The following is a 15844-nucleotide window of genomic DNA, read 5'->3' on the forward strand; positions in this document are numbered from 1 at the left end:
TTGTCAAATTTTTATTTGAGTTTTTTACTAACGAACATAAATTTGATTTCCCCAAAATACGTCAATATACTTACACACAGAAAATCATTTAGGATTGCTCTCGATATAGAAAATCATTTAGGATTGCTATAGTTGGGCGCGTAATACCCCAACTATTTTGAAAGAAAGCCTAAATGAAGATTGGGAATTTCTGTTGCAATTTTCTTGATTAATCCCGGTTTTTGCGTCCAGGACTGTAGTCATTAGTAAGCAATTAGTAGTCATTACTTAGATGACAGAAGGAAAAGAGAAGAAGATCTAGTTTGGCAGTCTTGCTTGTTTATTTGCTAAGCTAAAGGTGGCGCTCTGTCCTCAATAAACTTTAGATTTATGCACAGGTTATTAACTGGGAAACTGCGAATAGAGTATTTAACAATACCGATCGCCAATCTTCCAGCAAATCTATCCGGTACTAAAATTGTACAGCTTACTGACTTTCACTATGACGGGGTGCGGCTATCGGAAGGGTTGCTAGAAGAGGCGATTGCTGCGGCCAATGAAGCCGAACCCGACCTGATTTTTTTAACCGGTGACTTTATTACCTACGATCCCGCGCCTATTTACACCTTAGTGCAGCGATTGAAAAACTTGCAAAGTCGGCTGGGAATTTACGCGGTTTTGGGCAATCACGACCACTATTGGCCGAGGGCAAAAACAGAGGTTACTAATGCTTTAAATAGCGTCGGGATTCGGGTTTTGTACAACGAAGCAATCTATCCTTTGGGATCAGAATTGGCTTTAGTTGGGTTGGCAGATTTTTGGTCGGGCGATTTTGCGCCTAAACCTGTAATGGCATCCATAAATCCCGCGATTCCTCGGATTGTCTTGTCTCACAATCCCGATACTGCTGAAAAGCTGCAAAATTGGCGGATTGATTTGCAGTTGTCTGGACACACTCACGGCGGTCAAATCGTTATTCCCGGTATCGGGCCTTTGTACGCTTGGGTCAGAAAAATTGGCTATATGATCCCTAAACGAATCCGAAAGTTCATTCCTTTGCTGTCGGCTTGCGATCGAGTAGTTACTCACTGGGAATGGGCTAGCGGTTTGCATCAGGTGGGGAGTAATTTGCTGTACGTGAATCGGGGTTTGGGAACTTATTCGCCGGGAAGGCTATTTTGTCCCCCGGAGGTGACAGTAATTACTTTGGTTTGTCAACATAGATAAGGGCGGGTTTAGGGTGCACACTTTCCCGATAATAGACAGGAAGAGGGAAGTTCGGCAACGAGCACTGTACAGGATGTAACGGATGTAACGGATGTCAGGAAGAGGGAAGTTCGGCAACGAGCACTGTACAGGATGTAACGGATGTAATGGATATCAGGAAGAGGGAAGAGGGATTTTTGTACAATTGCTATTATTTTTAATTTGCTTCTCCAAAGCGATAGCCTCTCCCGTAGACTGTGTGAATTAGCACCGATTCGCCCGGGGCTTCTATTTTGCGGCGCAGCAGGCGGATTTGAGCGGCTAATACATTGCTGCTGGGTTTTTCTGCTTCACTCCACAAATACTGGTGGATTTGTTCGTGTGTTAGCAATTGACCGGTATGGCGCATTAAGTATTCTAATAACTGGCATTCTTTTTCAGATAAGTCAATTGTGCGATCGCGCCGATAAGCTAATTGATTGTCGTAGTCTAGCTGTAAATCTGCAACTTGCAGCCGCCCGACAGCAACCTCGGCGTCAATAGTAGGAGGCCGCCGCAGTAAGGCGCGGACTCTGGCTAGCAGTTCTCGCAGTTCAAAAGGTTTGACCAAATAGTCGTCTGCACCGGCGTCGAGTCCTTGTACGCGATCGTCTACGGTATCTTTGGCGGTGAGAAATAGCACGGGCGTACTCCTTCCTTGCGATCGCAACTTCTGGCAAATTGCCAGTCCGGTTTGTCTCGGCAGCATCCAATCCAAAATTAGTAAATCGTAAGTGCCCTGCATTGCTAAATTGCTGCCGCTTGCTCCGTCAAATGCCACATCAACTGTATAACCTTCGCGGGTTAAGACTCGACTCAAAGGGTCAGTTAACTCAACTTCATCATCAACTAAAAGAATCCGCATCCTGATTTCAAACTTGAGATTTGAGATTTTAGGTTAAGTAAACTGATTTTTCCTAGATTTTAATGTGTGGAATACTTTCCGTTTCGCTGCAAGCTGCTGCTACCCATTCCTGGATGGCAGGTAAGGCTAAAATAGCCTCCGCATAAGCTTTTGCTGATGAATCTAATTTGACTCCGTAGGTAACAAAACGCATAACAACGGGGGCAAACATAGCGTCAACAATTGTGAATTTCCCGAACAGCATATCGCCGCCTGTTCCGAATTTTTGGCGGCATTCGCGCCAAATGGCAAAGATGCGATCGATCTCTGCTTCTACACCGGCAGTCATCCCTTCTCCCGGATAGCGGTTGCGGCAGTCCATCGGCATATTGTCGCGCAAATTTTGGAACCCCGCGTGCATTTCGGCGGCAATCGAACGGGCGATCGCCCGTTCCGCTACATCCGCCGGCCACAAATCATTGGCAAAGCGATCGGCAACGTATTCGCAAATTGCTAATGATTCCCACACTTTCAGATCGCCGTCGATTAAAACTGGCACTTTTCCCGAGGGAGAATAGCGCCGAATTTCTTCATGCGTTGTAGGCCAGTCTAAGGGGATTCTCACCTCGGCAAATTCCAGTCCAGCTTGTTTCATCGCCAGCCAAGCACGCAGCGACCAAGACGAATAATTTTTATTACCAATAACAAGTGTCAATTCGGTCATAGTTTAGCTTTCAACTATTTGCAATCGCCAGTTAAATTTTAAGTTTTAGAGTTGAATACACAAAGGCATGAGACTGAATGAATGACGAGCCTCTTCGAGGGCTTTCCTTCGGATCGCTTCGCTAACCCTAACGCGCGATCGGCCCGTTTTCTGCACTAGCCTCTGCAAGCATTTTAGATTAACAGCCTCCCAGCGTTCCGCGTTTTTCTGCAAACTTCGAGCGGGGGGCCGTATCGAACACACTTGATTTGGCATCCAATGATCTGCCTCTGTGGATTTTGGCATCGTTAGCGGTAGGTACGGTCACTGTATAGTGCATTTCCTCGGCCTCTACACCACCGCCTGAGAGGATTTCATCTACTGTAATTTTTTTTAGGGAAGCTGGGTCTACATTGTGAAATTTTCTGTCAACTTGTTGACTCTCAAACTCTTGATTGTTTTCCATACTGACCGCCATTGAAAAACGTGACGACATAAAAACTTACTCAATATAATATATACCCAAACAAAGGATCGAGCAATAGCCAAAATTTATTTTTCGCTATGAACTCTATGTGTTATTCTGAGTTTGGTAAAAGCTGTTTCTGCTTAGACCGCGATCGCCCCCTTCCCAAATTGAGCAATTTACACTCTAAAAATTGACATGATTACTGTTGCACTTCCCAAAGGCGGATTGTTAGGAGATAGCATTCGCCTGTTTAAATCGGTTGGATTAGACTTTAGTGCTTTTCTCGATTCCTCTAACCGACAACTTCAAATATATGACCCTACCGGTACGGCCAAAGCTTTGCTAGTAAGGACGCACGACGTGCCGGTTTATGTGGAATACGGTCAAGCAGATTTGGGGATTGCTGGCTATGATGTTTTGCGGGAAAAAAAGCCGAAAGTTGCCAATTTAATTGATTTAAAATTTGGCAAGTGTCGGCTGTCGGTGGCGGTGAAGGAATCTAGTTCTTACCGACGAACTGTGGATTTGCCTCCTCACGGTAGAGTTGCTTCTAAGTTCGTACACTGTGCAAGGGAATATTTTCACAATTTGAATTTGCCGGTGGAAATTGTGCCGCTTTACGGTTCTGTGGAATTGGGGCCGATTACGGGTATGTCGGAGGCAATTGTGGATTTGGTTTCGACTGGCAAAACTTTGCGGGAAAATGGTTTGGTGGAAATTGATGTTTTGTTTGAAAGTTCGGCTTATTTAATCGCTCATCCTTTGAGTTACCGTTTGAATACCGGAGGTGTGAATGAGTTGATCGGGAAGTTGAGAGAGCAAGTTTTGACGACTGTTTGATGCTAACTCCAATTAGAGTAGACTTATTGGATAAATCTTTCATTGATAGGGAAACCACAGACGCAACGCAGGATAGTTGAAGACTTTTGCAATAAGTCTAAACTCTTGTAGGGTGGGCTTGTAGCTCGCCCTAAAAGTTAAATCTTTATGAAGTGCTATTTCCCGGTAGAAAACCTAGTTTTTCCTGGCAGCGATTTATATAAAAACGGACAACTGTATCCGCAGGGTTTTGTTCGATTAGTTGCTGAAAATACCTCAACGCGGCGACAAACCTTTCAGATTGCCATCCTTGAATTCCTTTGTCAAATAAACCCTGGGTAAGCTGCTTTGCCTCAGAGTCGGGACAGGAGGCTGCCCAGATTTCGTAGATTTCAATAGCTTGCTGCTTGCCGCGCGGAGTTACTCGATCGATCCAGCGATAGTAATAATTGTTGCTGGGCAAATGGCTGTCACCAGGAGTCGCCCCAGAAGTAGAAATAATACTCTCCTGTGTTTCCACTTCCAAGTCGCACTTTAATAATAGACTTTCTTTTGATTTTGAGTTGGAACTTATGCCATGTAGAAATTCTCTTGCATGAACGATCGCATTTTCGCTAACAATAATTTGGCAACCGTATGTTTTAGTTAAATTTTCTAACCTAGAAGCTGTATTTACCACATCGCCGATGACTGTCGAGTCCATGCGGCGATCGGAACCTAAAGTGCCGATCATGCCGATACCTGTGTTAATTCCCGTACCAATATTGACGGGAGATTCTAAATTGTATTGGTGGCGACTAGCATTAAATTTTTGCAAAGTTTCTTGCATTGCTACTGCCGCTTCGATCGCATCCATAGCGTGAGAATTCGGCTTGTCAAATACTGCCATGATTGCATCGCCTAGGTATTTGTCAATAAACCCGCCGTGAGACGTTATGCACTCGTTCATTTTAGTAAAAAAAGCGTTCAACCATTCAAAAGTCTCGCGAGCTTGTTGAGATTCCGCGATCGCAGTAAACCCGCGAATGTCGCAAAATAAAACAGTCAGCTCTTCTTCTGTGACATTGCCCAACTGAATAGATTCTATTCCTTGCGGCGCAATTCGTCCGAGAAGTTGCTCTGGCACAAATAGCTGAAATTTTTCTGAAAGATATTCGTTGGCTTCCCAAGCTGCGGCGATTTGGCGTTTGCTTTGCTCTTTGACTTGCTGGTTGAGTTGGGAAGATACAGCTTGCGATCGCATTTGACTCAACTGCAAAATATTTTCCACTTTCGCCAGCAACAAACGACTGTTAAAAGGCTTTGTCAAATAATCATCGGCCATCATTTCTAACCCTTTGATGCGAGACATATCGTCATCGAGGGCAGTTAAAAAAATCACCGGTACAGTTTGCAATGCGGTATCCTTCCGCAGGATCTCGCACACATCAAAACCGTCCATCTCCGGCATCATAATATCTAGTAAAATTAAATCGGGTCGAGAGGCGCGGGCAAGCGAGAGCGCTTCATGGCCAGATAGGGCTGATACTGTAGCGTATCCTTTCAGGTGCAATAACTCTTCCAGTAAAGTCAGATTAGCTGGCTCGTCATCAACCAACATGATGCAGGGCGACTTGTTTGACATCGAATATGATATAATATATTGAATTTAGCTCGGGATTTGCGCGTGGGGAAGCTCGAAAACTGGTTGATTCGTATATTTCTCGTTACTAAACTCGATATTTTTCGTAGGAACCAGCTTTCGCAGGCAAGTGCGGGCAAGTCATATACATATTTATCTACTCTTGAGTTTAACCTTTGTTGTTATCAATTATCATAAATGGCAGTGCTGGAACTGCAAATAATTATTGTTAGCCCAGAAAAGAACGGACAGTAGCGATCATCAAATTCAAATCCAGTGGCTTGCTCAAATAAGCAGAAGCGCCAGCTTCCAAACATCGATCGCTGTCACCGGGCATCGCCATCGCCGTCACCGCAATCATCGGTACCGAGTCCCAGACAGGATCTGCTTTAACTCGGCGCATCAACTCAAAGCCGTCAACATCGGGCAACTGAATGTCCATCAAAATCAAATCCGGCAGCAACTCCGGGGCCGCAGAGGCGGCGAGAATACGATCGGCCATCACCTTCCCATCCGCGAGTATCTCTACCCCGTACCCCTCTAATTCCATCACCTCAGAAATTAACAATTGGTTAAAAGGCTGGTCTTCGACAACCAAAATCCGCTTCCTGCCAATGGGTAAAGCAATCGCAGAACCCGGCACTAACTTGCTATCCAAAGCACAAGAAGCAAAGCTTCCCAACTGTTGACGCATCTCCGTCAAAGGCAGCCAAACGCGGAAAAGACTTCCCCGATCGCAAACAGATTGAAAAGAAACAGTTCCCCCGTGCAATTCTGCCAGACGCTTAGTCAAAGCCAAACCCAAACCTGTACCTTCGTGCCGCCGAGTCAGGGAAGAATCCACCTGTTGAAAAGGTCGAAATAGCAAGTGCCAGCGGTCTTGAGGAATACCGATGCCGGAGTCTTGCACCTCAAAACAAAAATAAGGAGTGCTGGCATTTACAGGAGAACAATCCGGCCGGTAGTCGCCGTCTATTTCGCTGCCGTAGGCTAGACGCCCGCTGAGTTTAACTTGTCCCTGTTCGGGGGTAAATTTGATGGCATTGGAAAGTAAATTAATCACAATTTGTCGCACTCGCCGTTCGTCGAGCCAAACTTTAGTAATACGGTTGTCGAGTTCTAAAGACAAACCGATTCGCTTTTTGTCGGCCCGTGGCTGCATCATTTTCAGACAGTCTGTCGCGAGTTCTTGAACGCGAACAGGCTGTAAGTTTAGTTCTACTTTCCCGGCTTCAATTTTAGAAAGATCGAGAATATCGTTGATTAGCTGCAACAAGTGCTGGCCGCTTTTTTCGATCAGTTCGACATAGTTGATTTGTCGATCGCTCAACTGTCCGGCTGTTTGTCGCAGCAGCAAGTCAGAAAATCCGAGAATGCTGTTGAGAGGCGTCCGCAATTCGTGGGACATTGAGGCTAAAAACTCGGATTTCAACTGAGAAGAATACTCTAATTCTTCGTTAACTTGGCGCAGGTTTTCTTGTGTCTTAGCCCGCTCGATCGCCGCCCCCAGAGTCCGGCAAGCAGCCTCCAGCACTTCTTGGTGGACGGCGGTTTGCAGTTTTTTGACATTGCGGGACTCCAGCGTCAGCACTCCGATAATTGTACCGTCGGTAGCTGCGATCGGAAAAATGCCCAGTTGTCCAATTCCCGGATGCCGAAATTTCGGCACGGCATTGGGATGGTGGGCATAATCCTCTACGAACACAGGTTTACCAGTTTTCACCACTTCCCACAGCAAACCCATGCCGTAGGGAATGCCTTGGTCGAGCAATTCTTGCATTGCTGCGACAACTGGTTCCCCGTAAGTAGCCAAAAATTGACTAGAAATTTGGTTGGAAATCGCCGCCGCTTGTCGATCGTTTCCCTTGCCGCTAATCACCTTGACATCTCCGAAAGCAGCATTCATTGCCTCTACTAGATAGGTGAGGGCAAACTGACCTATTTCTTGCAAACTGTCAGACTTTTGCAGGCGTTCGGTTAAACCTAAAAGAAAGCTCAGCCGCCTGACTTCTGCGTTCAAACTAGCTTGGGAGTTTTGATATACTGTAACGTCTCTAAAGGTCAAAAGCCGTCCGCCGCTGTTGGTAATCGTGGCGCACACCTCTAAACAAACCGCATTGGATTGCTCGAAATAAAATGATAAACTTTCATGCTGAGATTTTTCGAGTGCTTGCTGAAACTCTTGCCACTGTTGAACAGACAAGTAACCCCGCTCGACAATTTCCGCAAACACCAAGTGACACTTCGGCTTTGTTTCCAGCCATTCTGGGGACAGTTCCCACATTCGGGCCAATTTTTTGTTAAACAAAACTAAGCAGTCAGACGAGTCGAACAGAGCGATCGCATTGTCTACTTGGTTGAGAATCAGTTCTTGGTCTGCCCTCAACTGGTGCAAGTCTCTCTCCATTTTCTCTGTGGGTGTAGCTCTTAGTTTCGTTGTCATAACTTTCTAGGGATATGGCAAGAATTATTTTATAATCCCTTACTTAATGTGACATAATTTTAGGTTTTTGGGCAGTGAGGGGGATCGATCGGCCTTGTGATCTGAGACACTTGCTGGTTTCCGAGGGCGGTCGGAGCCACCTTTGAACTGCGCCGGCTATTGTTTAATCATCAGGCAATAAAGAGGGAAATCCTTATGACAGAAGCCGAATTTTTTAATAACAATGTTGTCGAACTTGATGGCATCAGACTTGAAAGTATTGTGTCCAACCCTGTGCTAAATTGACCCATAATAAAAACTAATTCCGGCGATAAGGAATCACCATATAGCAATCCTCGCATCATTTGTGAATGTCTTACTCCCTCTAAGCAGGTTCGGGGAGGGTTGGGGGGGAATAAAAAAATTACGACTTTTGCAAGGATTGCTATATGTCAAATGCAATCATGACCTTACCCTTAAATTTTATTAGCAATAACTTAGTTATTTGGATTAACTGATCGAGCAAGTGTTGGATTCAAAAACATAGGCATAAGGCGCGCCCTAACCACCCTGAGACAGTGATATCAGTTTCAAAAAAGCAACTGTAGGCTCGTGAACCCAATCCAGACACAATCAGTTATTCCCAATAATTTAATCTAAAATTGTGCGACTGAGCGCTCGCGCCGAACTCTAAAATCTACAAGGGTAGGAGTTATTACGATCGCACTTATGAGTAAGGTGTGCACAGCGCACACCCTACAAATGTGAGTTAAGCTAATCCGCGTTTAAATTGCAGAGTAAAATAAATTTTTACTCTTGTGGAGCGGGCAGGAGATCCCGCACTTAACATACAATTTAAGTGCAGTACAGGTTAGAGCGTAAGTATTGTTAATGTTTCTTAGGATTTTTCGGAAAAGGAATGCCCAAACTTTCGTGAAAAACAACCTGAGTTTTATAAGTCAAGCGCCGGTTAACTTGTTTGATGATTTTTTCCAAAAGCGCATCGCCGGTTTTTTCTATTAAAGGTTGAGACATCGATCGAATAAACTTGGGAAAGCAAACCCCCACAGCCAAATCCAGCTTCCAGCTAGTAATGGTAATCGCAGGCGGCAGCTTAGCACGTTCCGAGCTCGGCCAATCGGCGGCAAACTCCTGAGACGGTATCTCCACTAGCTTCATTGCCGATCGAAAATCCACTTCATACCCAGGCGAGGTATAATCCGGAACCGGAATAGTCTTAATCAAATAGCAGCCTTCAGCGTCAGGCGGCAGCAACTCTAAACCAATTCTCGCTTCAACGCGGTAGCCGAAAGCCCCAAAACGCCCGATTAATAAATCATAGCCGTTTTCTCCGAGCGGCTCGGCCTTCATCGGCGAAGCGCAGTGGCAAAACCAAGTCTTGTGGTTGTTCAAATGGTTCCCCACCGTCTCCGCATCCGCGTACATCTCCATGCTGTCTTCAAAATGCGTGTGAAACCAAATCGGCTCAACTTCCTCTCCTGCATCCGCGCTTCCACTTTCGGGCTGTCGGAAACTCGCATCTGGGTAGTAATTTTCGTCAGAAGCTTCAACAGTTTGATATTCAGCGGAATCGTGCTTCATATTATGCTCTCCTGTTATACACGCCAATCAATCTGGTTGGGGATGTGTTAAGGAAGTTTCCTCCCTACAATTGAGAAATTGATAGTAACAAAACTTACCCTAGTTCAGCATAACTCGACTTATGAAAGCATTTGTAGCAGGAGCCACAGGTCAGACTGGCCGCCGCATCGTCACAGAATTGGTCAAGCGAGGTATTCCCGTGCGCGCCTTAGTCCGAAATCTAGACACAGCTAGACAAATTTTACCACCGGAGGCTGAGTTAGTGACTGGGGATGTATTAAATGCGACTTCCCTGGGCGATGCCATCGGCGATAGTACGGTATTGCTGTGCGCGACAGGAGCCGCCCCTGGTTTTGACCCGACAGCGCCTTACAAGGTGGATTTTGAGGGTACTAAAAATTTGGTGGATGCAGCTAAGGCTAAGGGCATTGAGCATTTTGTGCTTGTGACTTCTCTGTGCGTCTCTCAGTTTTTTCACCCGCTAAATTTGTTCTGGCTGATTCTGGTTTGGAAGAAGCAAGCCGAGGAGTATTTGCAAAAAAGCGGCCTAACTTATACGATCGTCCGTCCGGGCGGTCTCAAAAATGAGGATAATTCAGATGCGATCGTCATGACTGGTGCCGACAAAATGTTTGAGAGCAGCATTCCCCGCACTAAGGTAGCCCAAGTGTGCGTGGAGGCGCTGTTTCAGCCGACTTCTCGCAACAAGGTTGTGGAAATTGTGGCGAAGTCGGAGGCTCCGCAAAAGAGTTTTGAGGAGTTGTTTGCCAGTGTGATTTGATTGAATTAGCCTCCCTTGGGTTCGGTGCGTCAGACCAAAAACACTTTGATTTGGATCTGAGATGTTGCACCATTGTCAAGAACAGGCAAGATGCCTGTTCCACAAAAAGTGCTTTTTCTTGTGGGGTGGGCATCCTGCCCGCCCAAAAAAGGCTTATCGAGAATGGTGCAAGATGTGATGTGGGTCAAAGATTTGGGCTGACGCACCCTACAACAATTTTCCGATCGCCAAATCTGGCAAAATCTTAATAGTTTTACGATTCGACCTTAAAATTTCGTTTTCCCAGCATGAAAACTCTTAAGTGGCCAGCTTGGTTCCCCTATCCGATTTCGTGGTTAAGGGCATTTGCTCTCGCTCAGAGTTTTAGTTTTGTCCTTCGCAGGGGCATTCCTTTTGTCAGCGACGATATCGGCTTTCTGACTCTACTGCTGGCGGCTTGGCTGATTCAGTTGCCTGTGTTTTTTGTTTTTCATTTGTTCGCAGTCAAAATCTTAAATCCCTTACTAATTATGCTGCCGGGGCGCTTTCGCGTTGCGCGCAAGTTCCAGCGCAGGCACACAGGTATTCGATCGCACTTGCGAGAAGGCTTGAATGCTGTTGTAGTGAGTTTTTTTGCATTTAATCTGTCGCTGTTGGTGCAACTTGCGATTTTTTATTGGCCAGCGCGATCGATCGATCCAGCCCAGTTACTAACAGGAATATCTACTCTGACAAATGTTGCCGTAGCCGGTGAATTAGATTTCTGGCTGATTAAATTGGCGGGGGTTTTATCGAGTCTAACGCTGGTAGCGGCCCCGCTATATCAATACGATTTTCGGGTACGCCGGATGCGGGTGGCTCGCAAATTAGCCGAAATTTCGGAAATGGAAATGACTTTGCTGGAAGTTGAGAAATTTGGCCGTCGAAAAAGAGGTTTGCTGAGGCGATCGGAGATTCAAATTCTCGGATTTATACTTTTAATCGGCGCTGTGATTGGCGGCGGTGTTTTTTTGGTTGACAGTTTGCGGGGAAATCAGCAGTTATCGCAGTCGGTAAGCGGGCGGGGAAAATTCCCGCCGCTGGCTATGAAAACCGGCGATCCTTACATTCGAGCCCTGATGCGAACTATTTCTGCTAGCGAGTCGAATGTTTCTCGCCCTTATCACGTTGTTTACGGTGGCAAATATATATTAGATTTGAGCCGTCACCCTGACTGGTGCGTGAAGATTGTTAAGGGCCCGAATCGAGGCAAGTGTACTACGGCAGCGGGCAGGTATCAATTTCTGACTTCGACTTGGAAGGAGAAGGCGAAGCGCTATCAGGCGCGTCCTGCTAATTTTTTATTCTGGGAAGATTACAGTTTTGAACCCGAAGATCAGGATGCTGTGGTTTATGCTTGGTTGAGCGATCGCAAGTTTTGGAAAGCTGATATTCCTGAAATGTTGCGGCAGGAAAGATTAACTGAGGTATTGCGGATGCTTTCCGGAACTTGGACGAGTTTGGGATATGGAATTGAGAACAATTCTATGAGTTCTCGTTTGCCGAAAGTCTACCGGGAAATGCTGCGGGAAGAATTGGAAAATGCTGGTTCTTAGGGAGTTAAAAGTTGGCTGTTGACGGTTGACTGTTGACGGTTGACCAATGTTATTGTTATTAACAAGCCCAAGCAATTAAAAAATAACCACTAACAAGTAAGGAGTAACTAATCCTTCAAGTTTGGCAAAAATGCTGTCAAACATTTGTATAATTCTAATCCCGATCCAGCTTGCAGCGGATAAAACTTGTCGAAATTAATGGGGTTTCCCGGTGCTAATTTCCACTCGGTTTTCTGTGCTGTTTTTGGGGAAATTTCGCTCGCTACCGTAATGTTAATAATGTTGTTTTGCTGGGGAATTCCCCGGAAGCAGTAACTTTTGCCAGTGCGTTTGTCTGAATCGCTGCCGGTGATGTATCTGTCTTGTTTGCGAAATTGGATTTCTCTGAAAGGTCGATCGAGCACAAAGGAGTCTCGGTAGCGGTAGTCTCCGTCGCGCAAGCTTTCGACAGTCGGTCGGATTTGACTTATAACTATGGCTGGACTAAGAGTTAGCATCATTGATCCGCGTTCCTCTTGTGAAATCGGTGATTTTGCTGCCTGGTGGCTGAGTCGCTGTGGGCGATCGGCTTAAACAAACCCGCCGTGTAACAAATTAATAAAAGTTGTGATGAAGTTTAAGTTTATCCCTGCCTATCGTGAATAATTATTTCATGGTTTCAGCTCTGTTACCTATCTGACTAATAATAGAAATATACAGCAAGCCCTGAGAAATTTTATGGGCGAATATTTAGGGTTAATTGACTATACTGCGAGGATACAGCTATGTTGGGCGTGACGCGAGAAACAAAAAATTTAGGGCGGGTTGAAACCGAAAATTCCCAACGGCGAGGCTCTTTCACCTCTGCGTCTAACAGTACCAATATTCTCCGATCGCGAGTTTACAAAGATGAGGCTCTGGTGTCGGCCGCGCTAGCGGGACTGCCAGCTCTTTTGGCATCCCTCGAAAGCTTTCGCGAGCAGTAGAACTTGGCCTTTTCTATTGCTATATATGGCGCGTGGATGTTTGTGATAGCGGCTGCCAACCGAGCAGGGGCTGTTTTGATTCCACCTAAAATTATCCTCGATTTGAGTTGAGTTTTGCGGTACTGAACTCTTCCGGGACGCAGAAACCAGGTTGTTTACACAAGAACATTTTTACAGCCCTTTATTATGGTTTGAAAAATGGTATAAAAACCCGGTTTATTGGTGTGTGTGCGTAAGTCTTGTGTTAACAAAATTTATTTGTGAGTGTCATCGGGTGCGATCGATGCCTCTACCTCTTGGGAAGAACGGCTTAACATAGAGTCGTGCAGGTGTTCGTTGTGCTGCCTTTCTTGAGCCATTAATTCTCTGGCTTTTTCTTCAGCAATTCCTTCGCTATGTGTTTCTAGCTCGTGGGAGGAACGGTTGAGCATAGAGTCTTGCAAGTGTTCGCTATGCTGCCTTTCTCGTGCAATTAGTTGTCTAGCTTTTTCTTCTGCGTTCATGAGTAGTTTCTCCAATTGCTTGTTAGAACCGATTCTTATATTAAGATGCCACACTTCGAGGGTAAAGGTAGCAAATTTAACAGAAAATTTTACAAAAAATTGATAAATAGTTGAGTATGCTGGCGGTGGGTATGGGGAGCGGTGGTTGCCGAGCTAATTATTGCCAGACGCCGGAAAAGATATTCTTGACTGCGATCGCAATTCGATTTAAGTCTTCCTTCAGCAGCGGTGGCCAAGAAACTCCTCTGCCGAGTCCAGCTTCAAATTGCTGCAAACCTTCTACTGAGAGTAAATGCAGTGCCGAAATCAATTGTCGATCGAGCATTGGAGATTCTTGCAGCCCTTCAAACAATATTTTTAAAGCTAATAGAATTGATGTCACCTGTCCGGGTACGGGGGGCTGACCTTGTTTGAGACGCATCAGGAAGGCGTCGGGATTTTTCTTGGTTTCCAGGGCGGTTCCTTGGTCGATCAGAAAACTGCGGGCTGTTTTGTAATCCATTTGACGTGCGATCGATCTCCTGCAATTAATTAGCTGGCATTATATCACTTTTTGTGGCGCTCAATTTGGTAATATATTCCATACAGCCTACACTACAGCTACTCGTGAGGTACGCCCACAAGCACGCTACAGCTACTGATTAGAGGCGTAGCATTCATCCCACAGTCGCCTTGAGCGAAGTGAAACGGACAGGGAAAAATAACACAATGGCAAAACACCAAAGAAATAGCAGAAAATCCAAGATTTATCGCTACTTGTGGCTGCTTTTTTTGTGTCTGAGCTTTCTGTTAGTTCCGCTCATCAAAAAAATAGCGCTCGATACGCCATTCCCCCCACCCGCTCCTATTGAAAATAATGCTACTTTTGGAGCGAGGATTCAAAGGACGATGGGGCTACTTGCAGCTAGCACTCCAACAGACCGTCGCCAAGTGCGTATCCTATTCTACGGTCAATCCATCACAGCACAAGATTGGTGGAAAGATGTAGTGAAGGATTTGAGACAGCGATTTCCCAATGCAGATTTGATTGTGGAAAATCGGGCAATCGGAGGATTTGCGGCCCCAATTTTAATCCGTCCCAGCGAACACGATTTGTATCCTTTTTATCCAGACTTGCTAATTTTTCACGTCTACGGAGGCGGTGAAGATTACGAAGCCATAATTGCCAATGTCCGCAGCCGCACTGCTAGCGAAATACTCTTGCATTCAGACCACATCGACTGGATGCCGACAGGCAACAGCGACGATCCAAATTCAGTCAGCAGATACGAAGTGCACAACACTCATTCTACTAAATGGCTGCCTGAGTTGGCCGATAAATACGGCTGCGAAATCGCCGAAATTCGTGAACCTTGGATGCGGTATTTGAAAGATAATCGCTTGCAGCCAAAACAGCTATTGAGCGATGAAATTCACCTCAATGATTGGGGAAATTTTCTCCTAGCTGCTCTCATAAAACTGCACCTGCGATACAAGCCAAATTCTTTTCAACCGCCGCAGGATTTAGTGAAAACCTATACAGTTGGCAGGGATGTTAAGTGGCAAGATGGCAAGTTGGTTTTAGAATTTGAAGGGAATAGAATAGATGCGATCGCCGATAAAACCTTCAACGGCAAGGCAATGTCTGCTAGAATTGCGATCGACGGCAAAAAACCCTCAGAATTTCCTGAACTTTACAGCATCACCAGACCTAGCGCTAGCCTTGGCGTTCCTTGGCCCGCTATTCTCCAAGTATCCAGCCAAAAACCGCTAATCGTCGAAGATTGGAAAGCCGTAATTACTGAGATTAACAGCGACGCCAGCAAGTTTAAATTTGACGTTGTAGGTTCTAAAACAGGTTACGACGGCAGCGGTACAAACGACAAATTGTTTGTCTCAAACTCGGGCCGCGTCGTGATTGAACCGAGAAACTGGTGGCTGAAAAATTCTTATGAATACTCTAAAAAACCGACGCCTAAAGGCTTTGAGGTTTCCTGGCAGGTGCGACCAATGTTTGTGGATTCATACGTTCCTCCACAAATTGCAGATTCAAGCCGCGAGTATTCTACAACATTGGCTCAGAATTTGAGCAACTCCAAACACACCCTCGAAATCGTCCCCGAAACAGATGGGAAAGTTCCTATTGAGGCAATTCGAGTGTATCGCCCTCCTTTCTCCAATCTAAAATCTCAAGTTGAGAGTTTTAAACCGGAGAGATCAAATGTCGATCGCGCTTTTCTTGGTATTTCTTAACCCATGACTGAGGACTCGGGATTTATTGCAAACAGGGGGAAGCACTGCCACATATAGATTTTCGGCCATCCTACAGCAATTATTG

At 45.6% G+C, this 15844-nt stretch carries 15 protein-coding genes; 6 read left to right on the plus strand and 9 right to left on the minus strand.

Annotated elements, in window-relative coordinates; genetic code table 11:
* Positions 1-369 precede the first annotated feature (369 nt).
* Positions 370-1206: a metallophosphoesterase gene (locus QUB33_RS18300; protein WP_333352194.1), complete on the plus strand. Its 837-nt coding sequence runs from the start codon at positions 370-372 to the stop codon at positions 1204-1206.
* A 196-nt stretch (positions 1207-1402) separates the two neighbouring features.
* Here QUB33_RS18300 and rppA read toward each other — a convergent pair whose 3' ends face one another.
* From rppA to QUB33_RS18315, 3 genes are all read right to left on the minus strand, one after another.
* The gene (rppA, locus tag QUB33_RS18305) at positions 1403-2089 is read right to left on the minus strand and encodes a two-component system response regulator RppA (protein WP_333352197.1); all 687 of its coding nucleotides are present in this window, start codon (positions 2087-2089) and stop codon (positions 1403-1405) included.
* A 52-nt stretch (positions 2090-2141) separates the two neighbouring features.
* Entirely contained in the window at positions 2142-2792 is a 651-nt protein-coding gene (locus QUB33_RS18310) for a glutathione S-transferase family protein (protein WP_333352200.1), read from the minus strand.
* 178 nt (positions 2793-2970) lie between these two features.
* Entirely contained in the window at positions 2971-3267 is a 297-nt protein-coding gene (locus QUB33_RS18315) for a hypothetical protein (protein WP_333352204.1), read from the minus strand.
* Positions 3268-3435: 168 nt separating this feature from the next.
* Here QUB33_RS18315 and hisG point away from each other — a divergent pair, with 168 nt between their 5' ends.
* Positions 3436-4080 carry an ATP phosphoribosyltransferase gene (gene hisG / locus QUB33_RS18320; RefSeq protein WP_333352207.1) on the plus strand — a complete coding sequence of 215 codons (645 nt, stop codon included), beginning with the start codon at positions 3436-3438 and terminating at the stop codon, positions 4078-4080.
* A 145-nt stretch (positions 4081-4225) separates the two neighbouring features.
* On the opposite strand, the gene QUB33_RS18325 is transcribed toward hisG, so the two are convergent.
* The 3 genes from QUB33_RS18325 to QUB33_RS18335 form a co-directional block, all read right to left on the minus strand.
* Positions 4226-5683 (minus strand): response regulator, encoded by a 1458-nt coding sequence (locus QUB33_RS18325; RefSeq protein ID WP_333352209.1) that lies wholly within the window; start codon positions 5681-5683, stop codon positions 4226-4228.
* Positions 5684-5909: 226 nt separating this feature from the next.
* Positions 5910-8123, minus strand: a complete 2214-nt coding sequence (locus QUB33_RS18330; RefSeq protein ID WP_333352212.1) for an ATP-binding protein — start codon at positions 8121-8123, stop codon at positions 5910-5912.
* Between the two features lie 867 nt (positions 8124-8990).
* Positions 8991-9704, minus strand: coding sequence for a DUF1997 domain-containing protein (locus QUB33_RS18335; protein WP_333352216.1), 714 nt, complete (start codon positions 9702-9704; stop codon positions 8991-8993).
* A 121-nt stretch (positions 9705-9825) separates the two neighbouring features.
* Between QUB33_RS18335 and QUB33_RS18340 the strand changes: the two genes are divergently transcribed.
* Positions 9826-10485, plus strand: a complete 660-nt coding sequence (locus QUB33_RS18340; protein ID WP_333352219.1) for an NAD(P)H-binding protein — start codon at positions 9826-9828, stop codon at positions 10483-10485.
* A 287-nt stretch (positions 10486-10772) separates the two neighbouring features.
* Entirely contained in the window at positions 10773-12059 is a 1287-nt protein-coding gene (locus tag QUB33_RS18345) for a glycoside hydrolase family protein (protein ID WP_333352222.1), read from the plus strand.
* 107 nt (positions 12060-12166) lie between these two features.
* Here the strand turns inward: QUB33_RS18345 and QUB33_RS18350 are convergent, their stop codons facing one another.
* Positions 12167-12559 carry a hypothetical protein gene (locus QUB33_RS18350; protein WP_333352225.1) on the minus strand — a complete coding sequence of 131 codons (393 nt, stop codon included), beginning with the start codon at positions 12557-12559 and terminating at the stop codon, positions 12167-12169.
* A 264-nt stretch (positions 12560-12823) separates the two neighbouring features.
* Here QUB33_RS18350 and QUB33_RS18355 point away from each other — a divergent pair, with 264 nt between their 5' ends.
* Entirely contained in the window at positions 12824-13024 is a 201-nt protein-coding gene (locus QUB33_RS18355; protein ID WP_333352228.1) for a hypothetical protein, read from the plus strand.
* Between the two features lie 254 nt (positions 13025-13278).
* Here the strand turns inward: QUB33_RS18355 and QUB33_RS18360 are convergent, their stop codons facing one another.
* A complete protein-coding gene (locus QUB33_RS18360) occupies positions 13279-13527 on the minus strand; it encodes a hypothetical protein (protein WP_333352231.1) in 249 nt (82 codons plus the stop codon).
* 157 nt (positions 13528-13684) lie between these two features.
* The gene (locus QUB33_RS18365) at positions 13685-14029 is read right to left on the minus strand and encodes a hypothetical protein (protein WP_006633144.1); all 345 of its coding nucleotides are present in this window, start codon (positions 14027-14029) and stop codon (positions 13685-13687) included.
* Positions 14030-14235: 206 nt separating this feature from the next.
* Here QUB33_RS18365 and QUB33_RS18370 point away from each other — a divergent pair, with 206 nt between their 5' ends.
* Complete coding sequence (locus tag QUB33_RS18370; RefSeq protein WP_333352234.1) at positions 14236-15759, plus strand: SGNH/GDSL hydrolase family protein; 1524 nt, start codon at positions 14236-14238, stop codon at positions 15757-15759.
* Positions 15760-15844 lie beyond the last annotated feature (85 nt).

The sequence above is a fragment of the Microcoleus sp. B3-A4 genome, from assembly GCF_036705385.1.
GTDB lineage: Bacteria > Cyanobacteriota > Cyanobacteriia > Cyanobacteriales > Microcoleaceae > Microcoleus.

What these genes read in the sequence shown, in the direction of transcription:
- QUB33_RS18300 (WP_333352194.1), top strand. Translation starts at nt 370, where the DNA reads ATGCACAGGTTATTAACTGGGAAACTGCGAATAGAGTATTTAACAATA.
- rppA (WP_333352197.1), bottom strand. Translation starts at nt 2,089, where the DNA reads ATGCGGATTCTTTTAGTTGATGATGAAGTTGAGTTAACTGACCCTTTG.
- QUB33_RS18310 (WP_333352200.1), bottom strand. Translation starts at nt 2,792, where the DNA reads ATGACCGAATTGACACTTGTTATTGGTAATAAAAATTATTCGTCTTGG.
- QUB33_RS18315 (WP_333352204.1), bottom strand. Translation starts at nt 3,267, where the DNA reads ATGTCGTCACGTTTTTCAATGGCGGTCAGTATGGAAAACAATCAAGAG.
- hisG (WP_333352207.1), top strand. Translation starts at nt 3,436, where the DNA reads ATGATTACTGTTGCACTTCCCAAAGGCGGATTGTTAGGAGATAGCATT.
- QUB33_RS18325 (WP_333352209.1), bottom strand. Translation starts at nt 5,683, where the DNA reads ATGTCAAACAAGTCGCCCTGCATCATGTTGGTTGATGACGAGCCAGCT.
- QUB33_RS18330 (WP_333352212.1), bottom strand. Translation starts at nt 8,123, where the DNA reads ATGACAACGAAACTAAGAGCTACACCCACAGAGAAAATGGAGAGAGAC.
- QUB33_RS18335 (WP_333352216.1), bottom strand. Translation starts at nt 9,704, where the DNA reads ATGAAGCACGATTCCGCTGAATATCAAACTGTTGAAGCTTCTGACGAA.
- QUB33_RS18340 (WP_333352219.1), top strand. Translation starts at nt 9,826, where the DNA reads ATGAAAGCATTTGTAGCAGGAGCCACAGGTCAGACTGGCCGCCGCATC.
- QUB33_RS18345 (WP_333352222.1), top strand. Translation starts at nt 10,773, where the DNA reads ATGAAAACTCTTAAGTGGCCAGCTTGGTTCCCCTATCCGATTTCGTGG.
- QUB33_RS18350 (WP_333352225.1), bottom strand. Translation starts at nt 12,559, where the DNA reads ATGATGCTAACTCTTAGTCCAGCCATAGTTATAAGTCAAATCCGACCG.
- QUB33_RS18355 (WP_333352228.1), top strand. Translation starts at nt 12,824, where the DNA reads ATGTTGGGCGTGACGCGAGAAACAAAAAATTTAGGGCGGGTTGAAACC.
- QUB33_RS18360 (WP_333352231.1), bottom strand. Translation starts at nt 13,527, where the DNA reads ATGAACGCAGAAGAAAAAGCTAGACAACTAATTGCACGAGAAAGGCAG.
- QUB33_RS18365 (WP_006633144.1), bottom strand. Translation starts at nt 14,029, where the DNA reads ATGGATTACAAAACAGCCCGCAGTTTTCTGATCGACCAAGGAACCGCC.
- QUB33_RS18370 (WP_333352234.1), top strand. Translation starts at nt 14,236, where the DNA reads ATGGCAAAACACCAAAGAAATAGCAGAAAATCCAAGATTTATCGCTAC.